This is a genomic window from Sphingobium aquiterrae, from assembly GCF_037154135.1.
In the GTDB taxonomy this organism is placed as follows: domain Bacteria; phylum Pseudomonadota; class Alphaproteobacteria; order Sphingomonadales; family Sphingomonadaceae; genus Sphingobium; species Sphingobium aquiterrae.
On record NZ_JBANFL010000005.1, the window covers coordinates 95,817 to 111,759 of the forward strand.

Here is a 15,943-nt window from a genome sequence, read left to right on the forward strand (position 1 = left end):
CAGGAGGGAAACAAGACAGTCAAAGGGAACCCAATGGCCATGATGTTCCTGCCGGGCACGCCCCGGCTCCTCCAGACTTTTTCCTCCGCCGCAGCGATGCCGGCCATGGCAGCCGCTCCGCCATTCCCGCTATTTGCGCCAACGGACGCGGCCGCCGGGAAGCAGGCGACACCATCCCAGGATGACGGCCGCAACGGCGAAATCGTCGCCACCGCATTCCATCGCGCAGAACGAGCCGCTGACGTGCGCACTCTGCCCGATCAAATCCGCATGACGGGCGCCGTCGATTTCCATAATATCGCGACAATGGCCAACGCCCCCGGCATCCGGGGCCTATCGGTCAGCACGCGTTTCTGAGCTGGAGAGGGAGCGGAGGGGGCATTGACCTCCTCCGCCATTTCCATCCCGCTATGAAAGCGCCGCCGGTCCGGGCCGCATAATCGCGCGTTCAGGCTTCCACCGTTCCCTTTGCCTTCTTGGGCGCCTTTGCAGCAGCCGCCTTTTTCGGTGGCGCCTTCTTGGCCGGCGCCTTTTTCGCGGCCGGCTTCTTCTTGCCCTTCTTGGCCGGTGCCGCCGCCGCGCGCGCGTCGATCAGCTGCGCGGCTTCCTCCAGCGTCAGCGCATCCTTTTCCACCGTCTTGGGCAGGGTCGCGTTGGTGGTGCCGTCCGTCACATAAGGGCCGTAGCGCCCTTCCATCAGCTTGATCTCCACCTCGGTCCGGGGATGCTTGCCCAGCACCTTGAGCGGTTCGCGTGAGGCACCGCCGCGTGCGCCGCGATTGGCCGCCTCGGCAAGCTTCACCACCGCGCTGTTCATGCCCACCTCGAAAATCTCGGCGGTGCTCGACAGGCGGCCATATTTGCCGTCATGCAGCAGATACGGCCCGAAACGACCGATATTGGCAACGATCGGCAGGCCCGTTTCCGGGTGCAGGCCCACCTCACGCGGCAGGCTGAGCAGCTTGACCGCCCAATCCAGGGTCAGCTCGCCATCGGGCAGATCCTTGGGGATCGAGCCGCGCTTGGCCTCCTTGCCCTCGCCCATCTCGATATAGGGGCCAAAGCGCCCAGACTTGCGGACGATGTCCTGTCCGGTCTCGGGATGCTGGCCGATCCCCTCAGGCCCGTTGTCGCCGCCATTTTCGCTGGCGCCCGGCTGCCCGAACTTGCGGGTATATTTGCACTCGGGATAGTTGGAGCAGGCGATGAACGCGCCGAAACGGCCGCCGCGCAGGCTGAGCTTGCCGTCGCCGCAGAGCGGGCAGGCGCGCGGATCGCTGCCGTCGGCCTTGGGCGGGAAGAGCATCGGCTCAAGGAACTTGTCCAGCTCGGCGGTGATATCGGAGGGTTTCTGCTCCATCACCTCCGCCGTCTTGGGCTTGAAGTCCTTCCAGAAGGCTTCCAGCACCGCCTGCCACTGGGCACGGCCGCCGGAAATATCGTCCAGTTCGTCTTCAAGCCCCGCCGTGAAGTCATAGGACACATAGCGCTCGAAGAAGCGTTCGAGGAAGGCCGTCACCAGCCGCCCGCTCTCCTCGGCGAAGAAGCGATTCTTCTCGATCCGCACATAGTCGCGATCCTTCAGCACCTGGAGGGTCGAGGCATAGGTGGACGGGCGGCCGATGCCCAGCTCCTCCAGCTTCTTGACCAGGCTTGCCTCGCTGTAGCGCGGCGGCGGCTGGGTGAAATGCTGCTCTGCATGGACAGCCTTCTTCGCCGGCACATCGCCTTCGGACAGGCGGGGGAGCAGCTTGCCGTCCTCATCGTCGCTATCGTCGCGGCCTTCCTCATACAGCGCGAGGAAGCCGGGGAAGATCACCACCTGGCCGGTTGCGCGCAGCGCGTGCTGTCCGGTGCCGTCGACCAGATCGACCGTCGTGCGCTCCATCCGGGCCGAGGCCATCTGGCTCGCCAATGCGCGTTTGAAGACGAGGTCGTACAGCCGCGCATGATCGCCCGATCCCAGCTTGTCGCGGGAAAATTCGGTCGGGCGGATGGCTTCATGCGCTTCCTGTGCATTCTTGGCCTTGGTCTGGTACTGGCGCGGCTTGTCGGGCAGATAGCCGCCATCATAGCGATCCGCGATCGCCTTGCGCGCGGCGTTGATGGCGCTGCCGTCCATCTGCACGCCGTCGGTACGCATATAGGTGATCGCGCCGTCCTCATAGAGCTGCTGCGCGATCCGCATCGTATGGCTGGCGGAGAAACCGAGCTTGCGCGCGGCCTCCTGCTGCAGGGTGGAGGTGGTGAAAGGCGGCGGAGGATTGCGGGTGACGGGCTTGGTCTCGACCCGCTCGACGGTGAAGCGGCTGGCCTCGACAGTCGCTTTCGCGGCCATCGCATCGCCTTCCTTGCCGATCGTCAGGCGATCGATCTTCTCGCCCTTCCAGCGGACGAGGCGTGTCATGAAGGCAACGCCGCCCTGCTCCATCTCGGCCGAGACGGACCAATATTCCTGCGGCGTGAAGCTTTCGATCTCGCGCTCGCGCTCCACCACCAAGCGCAGCGCGACGGACTGCACCCGGCCCGCCGACTTGGCGCCGGGCAGCTTGCGCCACAGCACCGGAGAGAGCGTGAAGCCCACCAGATAGTCCAGCGCGCGGCGGGCGCGATAGGCATCGATCAGGTCTTCGTCCAGCGCGCGCGGATGCGCCATCGCTTCGGTGACGGCCTGTTTTGTGATGGCGTTGAAGGTGACGCGGTCCACTTTCTGCGGCAACGCCTTCCTGGCGCGCAGCACTTCCTGCACATGCCAGCTGATCGCCTCCCCCTCGCGATCAGGGTCAGTCGCGAGGATCAGGCGCGTAGCCTTCTTGGCCTCGTCGGTAATGGCCTTGAGCTGCTTGCCCTTGTCGCCATAATTTTCCCACGCCATCGCAAAGCCGTCATCGGGATCGACCGAGCCGTCCTTGGCCGGCAGATCGCGAATATGGCCATAGGATGCGAGGACATGAAAATCCCCTCCGAGATATTTCTCGATGGTTTTCGCCTTGGCGGGGGATTCTACGATGACGAGTTGCATTGACGCTCCGAAATCAGTCTCACACGTACGCGCGAGTTTGGCGGGGGTGTTCGAAGGCCGTCAAGTAAGCCTTCGAACGATTATTGCCAGAGACGTTCTGTCCCCAGCGCATATTCCGCTCATATAAGGCTCACTCTTGCACCAGCATGACGCTCAAGCCGGCTGGCCAGCTCCAGTTCCAGAAGCACCATCTGCACCAGCGCGGGCGGCAGGCCGGACTGGCGGATGAGTTCATCGACCGGCACGGGCACCGGCCCGAGCAGGGCCACGAGCGCGCGACGCTCGCTTTCGCCCGCATCCTGCAAGGCCGGGCCGCTGGTGAAGCCGGCCCTGGCCTGTCGCACCATGCGCTGGTCGATGGGGCCGATGGCTTCCATCACGTCGGCCGCATTCTGGACGAGCGTCGCCCCTTCGCGGATCAGCTGGTTGCAGCCCTGCGCGCGCGGATCGAGCGGGGAGCCGGGCACGGCCATCACCTCGCGCCCCGCTTCGGCGGCAAGGCGGGCGGTGATGAGCGAGCCCGAGCGCGGCGCGGCCTCCACCACCACCGTGCCCGCCGCGATGCCCGCGATGATCCGGTTGCGCGAAGGGAAATGCCGGGCGAGCGGCTGCGTGCCGGGCGCCTGCTCCGTGATGAGCAGGCCCTCCGCCGCGATCCGCTCCTGCAGGGCCGCATTTTCCGGCGGGAAAGCGATGTCGATGCCGCTGGCGATCACGGCGATGGTGCCGCTGCCGAGCGACCCCATATGCGCGGCCGTGTCGATGCCGCGCGCCAGGCCCGACACGATGATCCCGCCGCGCGCGCCCAGATCCTGCGCCAGCATGCGCGCGAAGCGGCAGGCCGCCGCCGAAGCATTGCGCGCGCCGACCATGCCGACGGTCGCCCGCCCGGCCAGGGCCGCATCGCCGCGGACGATCAGCGCAGGGGGCGCCGTCTCGATATGGTTGAGCAGGGGCGGGTAATCGGGCGCGCCCAGGAACAGATAGCGCGCGCCCAGCGCCTGCGTCCGCTCCACTTCCCGCAATACCGCGCCTTCGTCCGCCAGGCGAGGCGCCCGCCCGCCGCCCCGCGCCGCCAGTGCCGGGATGGCCGCCAATGCCGCGCCCGCCGATCCGAAGCGGGCAAGCAATTGCCTGTAGGCGACGGGGCCGATCTGCGCCGAGCGGATCAGGCGCAGCATGTCCAGCCCATCCCTGGTGAGCGAGGTCATGCCGGCGGGGTTGCCGATGGCGTGCCGGCGGCCTTGCCCTTGCCGACCCTGGGTTCCGTCCCGGCCACCAGCCGCGCGATATTGGCGCGATGCCGCCACAGCACGATCAGCGCCATCGCCAGAAAGGCAGGCAGCAACCCGATCCGACCCATGGCAAGCACCCCCAGCGGCGCGCTGATCGCCGCCGCCATGCCGCCGACCGAGGAATAGCGCAGCGCCAGCAGTGCGCCGATCCACACTGCCGCGAAGACGAGCCCGCTGGGCCAATAGAGCGCCAGAACGACACCCATCATCGTCGCCACGCCCTTACCCCCGGCAAAGCGCAGCCACAGGGGGTAGCAATGGCCGACAAAGGCCATCACCCCGCACATCGTCCCGCCGCCATCCAGCAGCCGTGCGCCGATGGCGACGGCCAGCGCGCCCTTGCCCATGTCCAGCAGCAGCGTCAGCGCGGCGACGCCCTTGCGCCCGGTGCGCAGCACATTGGTCGCGCCGATATTGCCCGATCCGATGGCGCGCAGATCCCCGCCGCCCACCATGCGCGTTAGCAGCAACCCGAACGGGATCGAGCCGAGCACATAGCCGATGACGAGCACCAGCGCCGGCACAAACCACAGAATCTGCATGATATCCCCTTTGTTCAACGGCGCGGATCATAGGGGGGCCGTCCGCCCGCGCAAAGGGGCAGCGTGCCATGATCGCGCGACGCATGCCCCCTATCCCGCCATGCGCCCCGTCATGCGTGCCCTCATCTGCCCCCATCATGCTCTCTTTTGCCGGCCCGGCATCTGCGCTAAGCCCGGCCATCATGACGCTGTCGCCCACCGCTCCATTGCTGTTCTTCGATTCCGGCGTGGGCGGGCTTTCGATTCTGGCGCCCACCCGCGTGCTCCTGCCGACCGCGCCGGTGGTCTATGCCGCCGACCGCGCCGGCTACCCCTATGGCACCAAGAGCGAGTCGGAGATCGCCGCGCGGGTTCCCGCGTTGCTGGGCCGGCTGGTGGAGCGTTACCGGCCGCGGCTTGCGGTCATCGCCTGCAACACCGCCTCCACCATCGCGCTGTCGGCGGTGCGGGCGGCGCTCGACATTCCCGTCGTCGGCACCGTGCCGGCGATCAAGCCCGCCGCGCTGCGCTCGATCGACCGCGTGATCGGCGTGCTGGGCACCGAAGCCACCGTGCGCCAGCCCTATGTCGACCGGCTGGCGGCCGATCATGGCGCCGACTGCCTGATCCTGCGCCATGGTTCCGCCGGGCTGGTCGCGCTGGCCGAAGCCAAGCTGCGCGGCGAACCGCTGGACCTCGACATCGCGCGGGAGGCGCTGGACGGGCTGTTCGACCAGCCCGGCGGGGACCGCATGGATGTCGTCGTGCTGGCCTGCACCCACTTCCCGCTGGTGCAGGCGGAACTGGAAGCCGTCTCGCCCCGGCCGCTGCAATTCCTGCATGGCGGCGGCGGCATCGCCCGGCGCGTCGTACACCTGACCCGCAACCAGCCATGGCCCGATGCGTTCGAGGGCGGCATCGCCGTCTTCACCCGGCTCGATCCCGATATCGAGGCGCTGCGCCCCTCGCTGGCGGCCTATGGCCTTGGCCGGATCGAAGGCCTGTGATGTTCCCATATCGCCCCGATCGCCCATGTCGCAGGGCGTGATCGGGATAATACTTATGGTCTGCGAGCCGTTATCACTGGCATTGCGCGCCATCAGAGGCTAATGCGCCGGAATTGAAAGACATGGCGATGCGGACAGACGCAGTGAACTATAAACATGTTTTCAGCCAAGCTATTGAGCGGCTGCACAGTGAAGGCCGGTATCGTGTCTTTATCGATATCCTGCGCAACAAGGGCGCATACCCCAATGCGCGCTGCTTCCACGGCCACAATGGCCCTAAGCCGATCACCGTATGGTGTTCCAACGATTATCTCGCCATGGGGCAGCATCCCAAGGTGATCGCCGCCATGGAAGAAGCGCTGCACGATGTCGGCGCCGGCTCCGGCGGCACCCGCAATATCGGCGGCAACACACATTACCATGTCGATCTGGAGGGCGAACTCGCCGACCTGCACGGCAAGGAAGGTGCATTGCTCTTCACCTCCGGCTATGTCTCGAACGAGGCGACGCTGGCGACGCTGGCGAAGCTGCTGCCGGGCTGCATCATCTTTTCGGACGAGCTGAACCACGCCTCGATGATCGCGGGCATCCGCAATTCGGGCTGCGAGAAGCAGGTCTTCCGCCATAATGACCTCGCCCATCTGCGCGAGCTGCTGGAAGCCGCCGATCCCGAAGCGGCCAAGCTGATCGCGTTCGAAAGCGTCTATTCGATGGACGGGGACGTCGCCCCGATCGCGGAACTCTGCGACCTGGCCGATGAATTCAATGCCCTCACCTATCTGGACGAAGTCCATGCCGTGGGCATGTACGGCCCACGCGGCGGCGGCATTTCGGAGCGCGACGGCGTGGCCGATCGCCTGACGATCATCGAGGGCACGCTGGGCAAGGCCTTTGGCGTGATGGGCGGCTATATCGCGGCGGACCAGATGATCATCGACGTCATCCGTTCCTATGCGCCGGGCTTCATCTTCACGACGTCGCTCTCGCCGGTGCTGGTCGCGGGCGTGCTGGCCAGCGTGCGCCACCTCAAGCAGTCGAGCGTCGAGCGCGACGGCCAGCAGGCATCTGCCGCGCTCCTCAAGCAGCTGATGGCGGATGCCGGGCTGCCGGTGATGCCGTCCACCACCCATATCGTCCCGCTGATGGTGGGCGATCCGGTGAAGGCCAAGCGGATCAGCGACATCCTGCTCGCCGAATATGGCGTCTATGTGCAGCCGATCAACTATCCCACCGTGCCGCGCGGCACGGAGCGCCTGCGCTTCACCCCCGGCCCCGCCCATGATGAAGCGATGATGCGCGGCCTGGTGCATGCCCTGGTCGAGATCTGGGACCGGCTGGAACTGGAGTTGCGGAAGGCCGCGTGATGATCGCGGCGCTGCTCCTGCTGGCTGCAGCGCCGACCGCACAGGCCGAAGCCCTGGGGATCAGGCTCGCCCGATCGGGCACGCTTGCGAGCGTGCTGCCCGCCGTCGCCGCCAGGGAAACCGAAGAGCTTGTGTCGGCGCATCCCGAATTGTCGGCTGCAGATGTGGCGACATTGCGCGCCACCGCCGCCGATATCGCCCGCAAGGGGCAGGATCGCATCCTGCAGGCCGAAGGGCGAGCCTTTGCCGAGCGGCTGGGCGAGGACGACCTGAAGACGCTCGTCGCCTTTTATGAAAGCCCCGCGGCCGCCCGCATGAAGGCGGCCACCCCCGATGTCATGAAGGCCACCATGGATCTGGTCGGCACCGTCGATTTCAAGGGCGAGACCATGGCCGCCTTTTGCAAGGCCACCGGCAAGGGGTGCCAATAGCCACTGCTGGCGACCATGGGCTGCATCATGACACCCCGCCCGATCGCGCCGCGCGCCGACCGGGCCCGATGTCCCGATCGGATCATCCCCCCGAAGCAGGCGCCGGTCCGAGCCTTCGCCAAATACTGACATGAATTGAAATATGCCGGCAAACTGCGCTGCGCAGGAGTGCGCCGATGATAATTCGAGGACCAGACCCTTGCCGACGATGATCTTGCCGCTGCTCCTTCTTGCCACTGCCCAGACGGCCGACACCGGCGCCGATGCCGCAACGCCCCCGCCGCCGCCTCCCGCCGGCATCCTCGCAGCGGACAGCGATGGCGACGGCAAGGTGACGCGCGCGGAAATGACGGCCTGGCTCGATCGCGATTTCGCCGCGCGCGATCCGGACGGCGACGGGCTGATCCCGGTGCGGGCGTTGATGCATATTTCGCCCGACAGCGGCGGCGGTGGAGATCGCCCCGCCGGCCAGCAACAGGGACGCGGACGCAGGGGGCCGGGCGGCGGCCAGGGCGGCGATTTCGGCGGCGGTGGTGGTTTTGGCGGCGAGGGCTTTGGCGGGGGCCATCGCGGCGCCGGCGGGCCATCGTCCGGCGAAGGTCGCGGCCGGGCCGGGCAAGGCGGCATGGCGCAGCGCGGTCCCGCGATGCAACCCGTGGCACCTCCGAACGGCATGCCGCGCTACGAGGATTCCAACGATGACGGCATGATCGACCATGCCGAGTTCTCGGCAGCGGCGCTTGCCCTGTTCGACGATCGCGACGCCAATCATGACGGCGTCCTGACCCGCGATGAAATGCCGCCGCCACCTTCCGATGGCGAAGCCGCCGACCGGTAAGGCTGCTTATGGTTCTTTATGGGCCTTGCGCCGGCCCCCGCGCATCATGATGCGGGCTGGAGCGATGGCCCGCGCCGGCGCATTCCTTTGCCGGCACCGTTCACTCTGACTTTGCGCTGTCATGACGAGCCCCTATATGGGCGCTTTCGCGCGTCGGCGCGGTCAGAGATGGAGCAGTGGAATTGAGCAAGGTTCTTGTCATCGGCGCGGGCGGCGTCGGGTCGGTCGCGGTGCACAAGATGGCGATGAACAGCGACATCTTTTCGCACATCACCCTCGCCAGCCGCCGTATCGTCAGCTGTGAGAAAGTCGCCGAATCGGTGAAGGCGCGCACCGGCGTCACCATCGACGTGGCGCAGGTGGATGCCGATGACGTTGCGCAGACCATCGCGCTGATCGAGAAGGTCCAGCCCAAGCTGGTCGTCAACCTCGTCCTGCCCTATCAGGATCTCAACATCATGGACGCGTGCCTCGCGACCAAGGTGGATTATCTCGACACCGCCAATTACGAGCCGCGCGACACGCCCAAGTTCGAATATGGCTGGCAGTGGGCCTATCAGGAGCGCTTCAAGGACGCCGGCATCATGGCGCTGCTAGGTTCGGGCTTCGACCCCGGCGTGACCAGCGTGTTCGCCAGCTACATCAAGAAGCACCTGCTCGACCGGATCGACACGCTCGACATTCTCGATTGCAATGGCGGCGACCATGGCCAGCATTTCGCCACCAACTTCAACCCGGAGATCAACATCCGCGAAGTGACCGCGCCGTCGCGTCACTGGGAAGGCGGCAAGTGGGTGGAAGGCCCGGCGCTCAAGCACAAGCAGGCGTTCGACTTCGAACAGGTCGGCCCGAAGAACATGTACCTCATGTATCATGAGGAACTGGAGTCGCTCGCCAAATTCTATCCCGAAATCAAGCGCATCCGCTTCTGGATGACCTTTGGCGACGCCTATCTCAAGCATCTCGAAGTGCTGCAGAATGTCGGCATGACGCGGATCGACCCGGTGATCTACAACGGGCAGGAAATCATCCCGCTGCAGTTCCTGAAAGCGGTGCTGCCCGAGCCTTCCTCGCTCGGCTCGACCACCAAGGGCAAGACCAATATCGGCGACATCGCGACCGGCGAGAAGGACGGCAAGCCCAAGACCGTCTATGTCTACAATATCTGCGATCATGAAGACGCCTATGCCGAGACCGGCAACCAAGCCGTCAGCTACACCACCGGCGTCCCCGCGATGATCGGCGCGGCCATGATGCTGACCGGCGCGTGGAAGGCCCCGGAAGCAGAAGGTGGTGGCGTGTTCAACATCGAGCAGTTCGATCCCGATCCGTTCATGGACATGCTGAACCTGCACGGCCTGCCCTGGCAAGTGAAGGAACTGGACGCGCCGCTCGACTTCTGATTCTGGTCATCCCCGCGAAGGCGGGGACCCATCTCCTGCCATAGCCCCAGTCGCGACGTCGGGAGATGGATTCCCGCCTTCGCGGGAATGACGAGAACCAATATGGAAACCAAGGCCGGCGATCCCGGCGCCTTTGCGCGCTTCGATCTCTACAGCGTCCCCTCGCCCAGCTTCGTCGTCGACGAGGCTGCGGTGAAGCGCAACCTGCTGATCCTGAAGGATGTGCGCGATCGGGCGGGCATCCGCATCCTGGGCGCGCTCAAGGCCTTTTCCATGTGGTCGCTGGGCGCGCTGGTGGCCGAGCATCTGGACGGCGTGTGCGCGTCCGGCCTCTATGAGGCGCGGCTAGGGCGTGAGGCATATGCCGGCCCGAACGGTGACAAGGAAGTCGCGACCTATTGCGCGGGCTACAAGGCGGAGGACCTGCCGGAAATCCTGCGCATCTCGGATCATGTGATCTTCAACAGTCCCTATCAGATCGCGCGCTTCCGCCCGCAGATCGAGGCTGCGCGGGCGGCGGGCGAGACGTTCGACATCGGCCTGCGGATCAATCCGCTGCACGCCGAGGGCGAGGTCGCGAAATACGACCCCTGCCAACCACATAGCCGCCTTGGCTTCCCGATCGACCAGCTGCGCCCCGAACATCTGGAGGGCGTTTCCGGCCTGCATTTCCATTCGCTGTGCGAGCAGGACTTCCTGCCGCTGGAGCGCACATGGGCGGCCATCGAGTCGCGACTCGCACCGTATTTCGCCGCGCTCAAATGGCTGAATTTCGGCGGCGGCCACCATATCACCCGCGCGGACTATCAGCGCGACAGGCTGGTCGACTTCCTGCGCGGGATTCGCGCGCAGACCGGGCTCGACCTGTATCTGGAACCCGGCGAGGCGATGGCGCTGGATGCCGGCATCCTTGTCGGCGAGATTCTCGACGTGATCGACAATGGCATGCCGGTGGCGATCACGGACATTTCCGCGACCTGTCACATGCCCGACGTGATCGAGGCGCCCTATCGCCCCGCGATGCTCCATGAGCCCTCTGAGGGCGCTGTCGTGCGCCTTGGCGGCCCCTCCTGCCTCGCCGGCGACATCATCGGCGATTATCGCATTCCCGGCACGGCTGAACCGGGCGGCAGAATCGCCTTCCTCGACCAGGCGCATTATTCCATGGTCAAGACGACCATGTTCAACGGCGTGCCATTGCCCGACATCTGGCTGTGGAACAGCCAAACCGCTGAATTGCGCGAGATTCGGCGCTTTTCCTATGAGGATTTCAAGCACCGCCTTTCGTGACATTACTGTTACAAGAAATTTTTCGGCAGCGCTTTACAGGGGGGCCCCTACCCCATATATCGAGCCCCCGCTGCCCCATGGGACTTCCACCGCAAGGCAGCTTGATAGTCTTGAATACACTGGAGGTCCCTTGAATTGTACGAGCATCCCAGCGCGCTGGGGGTAGCAATTGCCCTCAAACCGGCAGCACCGGTAACGCTTATTCGCCCGCAGGCTGCGGCCCGCGCCGCCCGATTCTTCTCCACGAAGTTTCCGGGGCGCTCGCTTTATGCCGTAAAGGCCAATCCCTCGCCCGACCTGTTGAAGGTGCTGTGGGAAAGCGGAATCACGCATTACGATGTCGCCTCCATCACCGAGGTGCGTCTGGTGGCAGCGACCCTGCCCGAGGCGAAACTGTGCTTCATGCATCCGGTGAAGGCAGAGGAAGCGATTGCCGAAGCCTATCATGTGCATGGCGTGCGCACCTTCTCGCTCGATACGATGGACGAGCTTGAAAAGATCATGCGCGCCACCGGCAATGCAACCGACCTGGAGCTGTGCGTGCGCCTGCGCGTCTCCTCCGACATGTCGATGCTCAGCCTTGCCTCGAAATTCGGCGCCGAGCCGGGCGAGACCAGGGAATTGCTGATGGCCACCCGCCAGGCGGCCGATGCGCTGGGCATCTGCTTCCATGTCGGCAGCCAGGCGATGAGCCCCCATGCCTACACCCAGGCAATCGAGCGCGTGCGCGCAGCGATTGTCGACGCTTCGGTCACGGTCGACATCCTCGATGTCGGCGGCGGCTTCCCGTCGGTCTATCCCGGCATGGAACCGCCGGCACTGGAGCTGTATTTCGACGCGATCCATCGCGGGTTCGAAAGCCTGCCGGTCAGCTATTCGTCGGAACTGTGGTGCGAACCCGGCCGGGCGCTGAGCGCGGAATATAGCTCGCTGATCGTCCGCGTGGAACGCCGCCGTGGCGACGAACTCTACATCAACGACGGCGCCTATGGCGCGCTGTATGATGCGGCCCATGTCGGCTGGCGCTTCCCCGTCGCGCTGCTGCGCGAGGAGGACAGCGAAGCGCCGATGCAGGCGTTCAGCTTCTACGGCCCGACCTGCGACGATGCCGATCACATGGCCGGCCCGTTCATGCTGCCCGCCGACATCAAGGCCGGCGACTATATCGAGGTCGGCATGCTGGGCGCCTATGGCTGCGCGATGCGCACCGCCTTCAACGGCTTTTCCGCCGAAGCGGTGATCGCCGTGGACGACGAGCCGATGGCGAGCCTGTACCGTGAGGCCGAAGACAAGCCGCGCCGCAGCAATGTGGTCGTCACGCTGAAGAAATAATCGGAAAATGGATCGCCCCGGCAGCGTTCTGGAAGAAACGCAGCCGGGGCGATCCATTTCGTCTGACAGGGCTTTGGCATGACACCGATCGAACGCGCGGCGCGCGCCATGTACGATACCGTCCAGCCCGACTGGGACTGGGACGATCCGGATGCGGAACTGCTCCGCCGCATGTATCGCGAAAACGCCCGCGCCGCCCTTCTCGCCATCCGTTCGCCAAGTCCGGACCAGTGCCGCATCGGGCATGAGGCCAGCGCAGCGCAGAGTCCTGCCGGCGTATCGGCGCATGAGAGCGTGGAAGCGATCTGGACGGCCATGGTGGATGCCGCCATGGCCCAGGGCTAGTCGGCGCACCGGAGCGGCACGCCGTCATAGCCGACGAGTCCGACCCCTATGCGCGCCTGAAAATCGCCGCCAGTTCAACATGGGTCGACCAGCGGAACTGGCCGACCGGCCGCACGCTTTCCAGCACATAGCCGCCCTCGACCAGCGTCCTGGCATCCCGCGCGAAGCTGGAGGGATTGCAGCTGACATAGGCGATCACCGGAACATGCGATGCCGCCAGTTGCACCACCTGTTCGCGCGCGCCGGCGCGGGGCGGATCGAGGATGATCGCGCCGAAGCGGTCGATCTCCGTCGGCGTCAGCGGGCGGCGGAAAAGATCGCGATGATCGGCGGCAAGGCGTCGGCCGGCACGCTGCCCGGCGGCCTTCAGCGCGAGCAGGTGATCGCGCGCCGCCTCCGCCACATAGACCGCCCGCCCCTCACCCAGCCCCAGCCCGAAGGTGCCGAGGCCGGCGAATAGGTCCGCGATGATCGAGGCACCGGCGAGCGCGGGCCGCACCGCGTCCAGCAATGCCGCCTCGCCATCCGCCGTGGCCTGCAGGAAGGCATAGGGTGGAAAGCCCACGGGCACGCCGCCGAAGCTGATCGTGACCGGCTCGGGCTCCCATCGCGTCTGCGGCCCGAAACCATCGTCGAGCGTCAGCCGGGCGAGCTTTTGCGTCAGCGCGAAGTCCGTCAGCGCCTCGTCCTGCGCCAGCCCTTCGACCTCTATGCCCTCCAGCAGCAGGTCGATGCCCTGGTCGATCAGGGCCAACTTCACCTGCGCGGTGGCGCGGTCGGGCAGCAATGTGGCCAGCAGGCCGCGCAACGGATCGAGCAGCGCGAAAAGCGCGGGGTGCAGGATTTCGCACATCGTCATGTCGATGATGCGATGGCTGCCCTCCGCCGCGAAGCCGATGGCGATCTTCCGCCCCGAACGCACGGCCCGCAGCGCGGCACGGCGGCGGCTGCGCGGCGGCGAGAGATGCGGCGGATGCATCGCATCGACGGTCAGCCCCTGCCCGGAGATCGCGCCCGACACCCGGTCCGCGACGAAGGCGGCATAGCTTTCATCGTCCAGATGCTGCAGCTGGCACCCACCGCAGTCGGGGAAATGGCGGCAGGGCGGCGTCGCATGGTGCGGGCCGGGGATGAGCCCGCTCGCCGCGTCCAGCCGGTCGCCGGGCGCGGACAGCGGCACATGGCGGCCATCGGCCGTGACGCCGTCGCCCTTGGCGGCGACGCGCAGGATCAGGTCGGTATCGGTCATCACAGGCGACTAGCGAGTGCCGCCGGAATGTGAAAGGCAAGATCGTCGGCAATCAGCGCCGGCCCGGCAAGACGCGCAGCTTCCCCATGAAGCCAGACGGCTTCGCAGGCGGCGCGGAACGGATCGCCGCCCACGGCCAGCCGCGCGGCGCACAGCCCGGCAAGCACGTCGCCGGTCCCCGCCGTCGACAGCCAGGATGAGCCGGGCGGCGCGACGGCGACACGCCCATCGGGCGCGGCAATCACCGTGTCCGGCCCCTTGTAGACAAGCACCGCGCCGCTCCGTGCGGCGGCGGCGCGGCCCCGGTCGACCTTGCTGCCGGGCAGGTCGCCGAACAGGCTGGCAAATTCGCCCTGATGCGGGGTGAGGATGGCGGACGGGGGGAGCAGGCCAAGATCCATCTCCGCCAGCAACATGATGCCATCGGCATCCACGATGGCGGGATGCCCACCGGCCAGCGCCGCACGCAGGCGCGCGCGCGCGGCATCGTCACGGCCAAGGCCGGGGCCGACCAGCACCGCACCGACCCGCTTTTCCGCAAGCCGTTCACAAATATGCGCGGGCGTTGGCGCATCCAGCCTGACGACGGCCTCCGGCAACCCGGCGGTCGGATGGGGTTCCAGATAACGGACAGCCCCCGCCCCGCCATGCGCGGCCGCGCACGCCGCCAGCACGCCTGCGCCGACCATCGGCCCCGGAACGATCGCGACAAGGCCGCGGCTATATTTATGCGCATCGGCATCCGGCGCGCCGATCGACGGCGCTTCCAGGCGATGCATGCGGGCAGGGCCGGTGTCGATGCCGATCTCCGCGCAGACAAGGCGGCGGAAGGTTCCGCTGCCGGGCCTCAACATATGGGCAGGCTTGAGCGCGCCGAAGGTGATGCACAGGTCGAAGGTCGGGACCGGCGACAGGCATGCCCCGCTGTCCGTTGCCAGCCCGCTCGGCAGGTCGATGGCGTGGCTGATCGCGGCCTTGCCCGCCAGTTCGTTCAGGCGCGCGGCCAGCGGCGCATCCAGCCCGCGCGCAAGCCCGGTGCCGAACAGCGCATCGACCAGCTGCGTCGCCGCCGCCGCCGTCATGATGTCTTCCACCGGCCCGCCCCATGCGGCCCGAGCGGCGATGGCCGAGGGCGTGCGCGGATCGGCGCAGGCCGCAACCCGGACCGGAACACCGCGATCGCGCAGCAGCCGGGCGACGACATAGCCATCGCCGCCATTATTGCCGGGGCCGCAGACGATCAGCGCATCCCGGCGCGCGCCCGCACGCCAGATCGCGTCCGCAGCGCCGGCGCCGGCACGCTCCATCACGTCATATTCGGGAATGCCGGTATCGAACAGCGCGCGTTCCGCAGCGCGCATCTCGTCGGCGGTTAGGATGGCAAGGCCTGTCATGACATCAGCGCCCCGCCGCGCCGATGGTCGCGGGCAGGCGATAGCTGTCCTGCCCGACATCGACCTGGATCATGCGATTGCCGATAATCTGCACCTTTGCCGGATCGGCGCCATCGGCCGACACAAGGCCGCGCCCGTCATCGACAAGACGGAAACGGCGAAAGCCGCCATCGGGATGGCGAATGGTGAGCATCCCGCCCTCCGGCCCGTCGCTCCGCTCGACAAGGCAGGCGGGCTGAAGAGTCTTCGCCCCGCCCGTGCGGCAGGGCAGCGGCGTGTCGCCACGCGCGGCGGCCTCCGCCTCCACCCGCTGCAGGGCATTGCCGCCCCCTTCCCCGCCGCTGCACGCAGCAAGGGTGAGGAGCGGCAGCAGGGCTTTAGGGTGCAAACCCATTATTGACGAGGTCGAGATGGAGACGAAAATCGGTGCTGACAGGGAGGGCGAGCAGCCA

The 15,943-nt window shown here is 66.6% G+C and carries 15 protein-coding genes; 9 read left to right on the forward strand and 6 right to left on the reverse strand.

The features are described 5' to 3' along the window. The first annotated feature begins 33 nt into the window (after positions 1–33). Positions 34–357, forward strand: a complete 324-nt coding sequence (locus WFP78_RS06955; RefSeq protein WP_336960115.1) for a hypothetical protein — start codon at positions 34–36, stop codon at positions 355–357. 91 nt (positions 358–448) lie between these two features. Here WFP78_RS06955 and topA read toward each other — a convergent pair whose 3' ends face one another. The 3 genes from topA to plsY all read right to left on the reverse strand — a co-directional run bounded on the left by topA (position 449) and on the right by plsY (position 4,859). Then, complete coding sequence (gene topA, locus WFP78_RS06960) at positions 449–3,022, reverse strand: type I DNA topoisomerase (protein WP_336960117.1); 2,574 nt, start codon at positions 3,020–3,022, stop codon at positions 449–451. A 119-nt stretch (positions 3,023–3,141) separates the two neighbouring features. Next, positions 3,142–4,233, reverse strand: coding sequence for a DNA-processing protein DprA (gene dprA, locus WFP78_RS06965; RefSeq protein WP_336960119.1), 1,092 nt, complete (start codon positions 4,231–4,233; stop codon positions 3,142–3,144). After that, a complete protein-coding gene (gene plsY / locus WFP78_RS06970) occupies positions 4,230–4,859 on the reverse strand; it encodes a glycerol-3-phosphate 1-O-acyltransferase PlsY (RefSeq protein WP_336960121.1) in 630 nt (209 codons plus the stop codon). The genes dprA and plsY overlap by 4 nt, the downstream gene beginning before the upstream one ends. A 182-nt stretch (positions 4,860–5,041) precedes the next feature. On the opposite strand from plsY, the gene murI reads away from it, so the two are divergent. From murI to WFP78_RS07010, 8 genes are all read left to right on the forward strand, one after another. Next, positions 5,042–5,845 (forward strand): glutamate racemase, encoded by an 804-nt coding sequence (murI, locus tag WFP78_RS06975; RefSeq protein WP_336960123.1) that lies wholly within the window; start codon positions 5,042–5,044, stop codon positions 5,843–5,845. Between the two features lie 143 nt (positions 5,846–5,988). After that, a complete protein-coding gene (gene hemA / locus WFP78_RS06980) occupies positions 5,989–7,209 on the forward strand; it encodes a 5-aminolevulinate synthase (protein WP_336960338.1) in 1,221 nt (406 codons plus the stop codon). Then, positions 7,209–7,640, forward strand: a complete 432-nt coding sequence (locus WFP78_RS06985) for a DUF2059 domain-containing protein (RefSeq protein ID WP_336960125.1) — start codon at positions 7,209–7,211, stop codon at positions 7,638–7,640. Before hemA ends, WFP78_RS06985 begins: the two co-directional genes overlap by 1 nt. Positions 7,641–7,848: 208 nt before the next feature. Then, positions 7,849–8,478, forward strand: a complete 630-nt coding sequence (locus WFP78_RS06990; RefSeq protein ID WP_419722938.1) for an EF-hand domain-containing protein — start codon at positions 7,849–7,851, stop codon at positions 8,476–8,478. Between the two features lie 182 nt (positions 8,479–8,660). Beyond that, positions 8,661–9,881 (forward strand): saccharopine dehydrogenase family protein, encoded by a 1,221-nt coding sequence (locus WFP78_RS06995; RefSeq protein ID WP_336960130.1) that lies wholly within the window; start codon positions 8,661–8,663, stop codon positions 9,879–9,881. 102 nt (positions 9,882–9,983) lie between these two features. Next, complete coding sequence (locus WFP78_RS07000; RefSeq protein WP_336960132.1) at positions 9,984–11,171, forward strand: carboxynorspermidine decarboxylase; 1,188 nt, start codon at positions 9,984–9,986, stop codon at positions 11,169–11,171. Between the two features lie 135 nt (positions 11,172–11,306). Then, entirely contained in the window at positions 11,307–12,503 is a 1,197-nt protein-coding gene (locus WFP78_RS07005; protein WP_336960134.1) for a type III PLP-dependent enzyme, read from the forward strand. A 78-nt stretch (positions 12,504–12,581) separates the two neighbouring features. After that, positions 12,582–12,848: a hypothetical protein gene (locus tag WFP78_RS07010; RefSeq protein WP_336960136.1), complete on the forward strand. Its 267-nt coding sequence runs from the start codon at positions 12,582–12,584 to the stop codon at positions 12,846–12,848. Positions 12,849–12,894: 46 nt separating this feature from the next. On the opposite strand, the gene WFP78_RS07015 is transcribed toward WFP78_RS07010, so the two are convergent. From WFP78_RS07015 to WFP78_RS07025, 3 genes are read right to left on the reverse strand one after another with little or no spacing between them, the layout of a single operon-like run. Further along, positions 12,895–14,097, reverse strand: a complete 1,203-nt coding sequence (locus WFP78_RS07015) for a class I SAM-dependent RNA methyltransferase (protein WP_336960138.1) — start codon at positions 14,095–14,097, stop codon at positions 12,895–12,897. Beyond that, the gene (locus tag WFP78_RS07020; protein WP_336960140.1) at positions 14,097–15,491 is read right to left on the reverse strand and encodes an NAD(P)H-hydrate dehydratase; all 1,395 of its coding nucleotides are present in this window, start codon (positions 15,489–15,491) and stop codon (positions 14,097–14,099) included. Before WFP78_RS07020 ends, WFP78_RS07015 begins: the two co-directional genes overlap by 1 nt. 4 nt (positions 15,492–15,495) lie before the next feature. After that, positions 15,496–15,885 carry a hypothetical protein gene (locus tag WFP78_RS07025; protein WP_336960142.1) on the reverse strand — a complete coding sequence of 130 codons (390 nt, stop codon included), beginning with the start codon at positions 15,883–15,885 and terminating at the stop codon, positions 15,496–15,498. Positions 15,886–15,943: the final 58 nt, after the last annotated feature.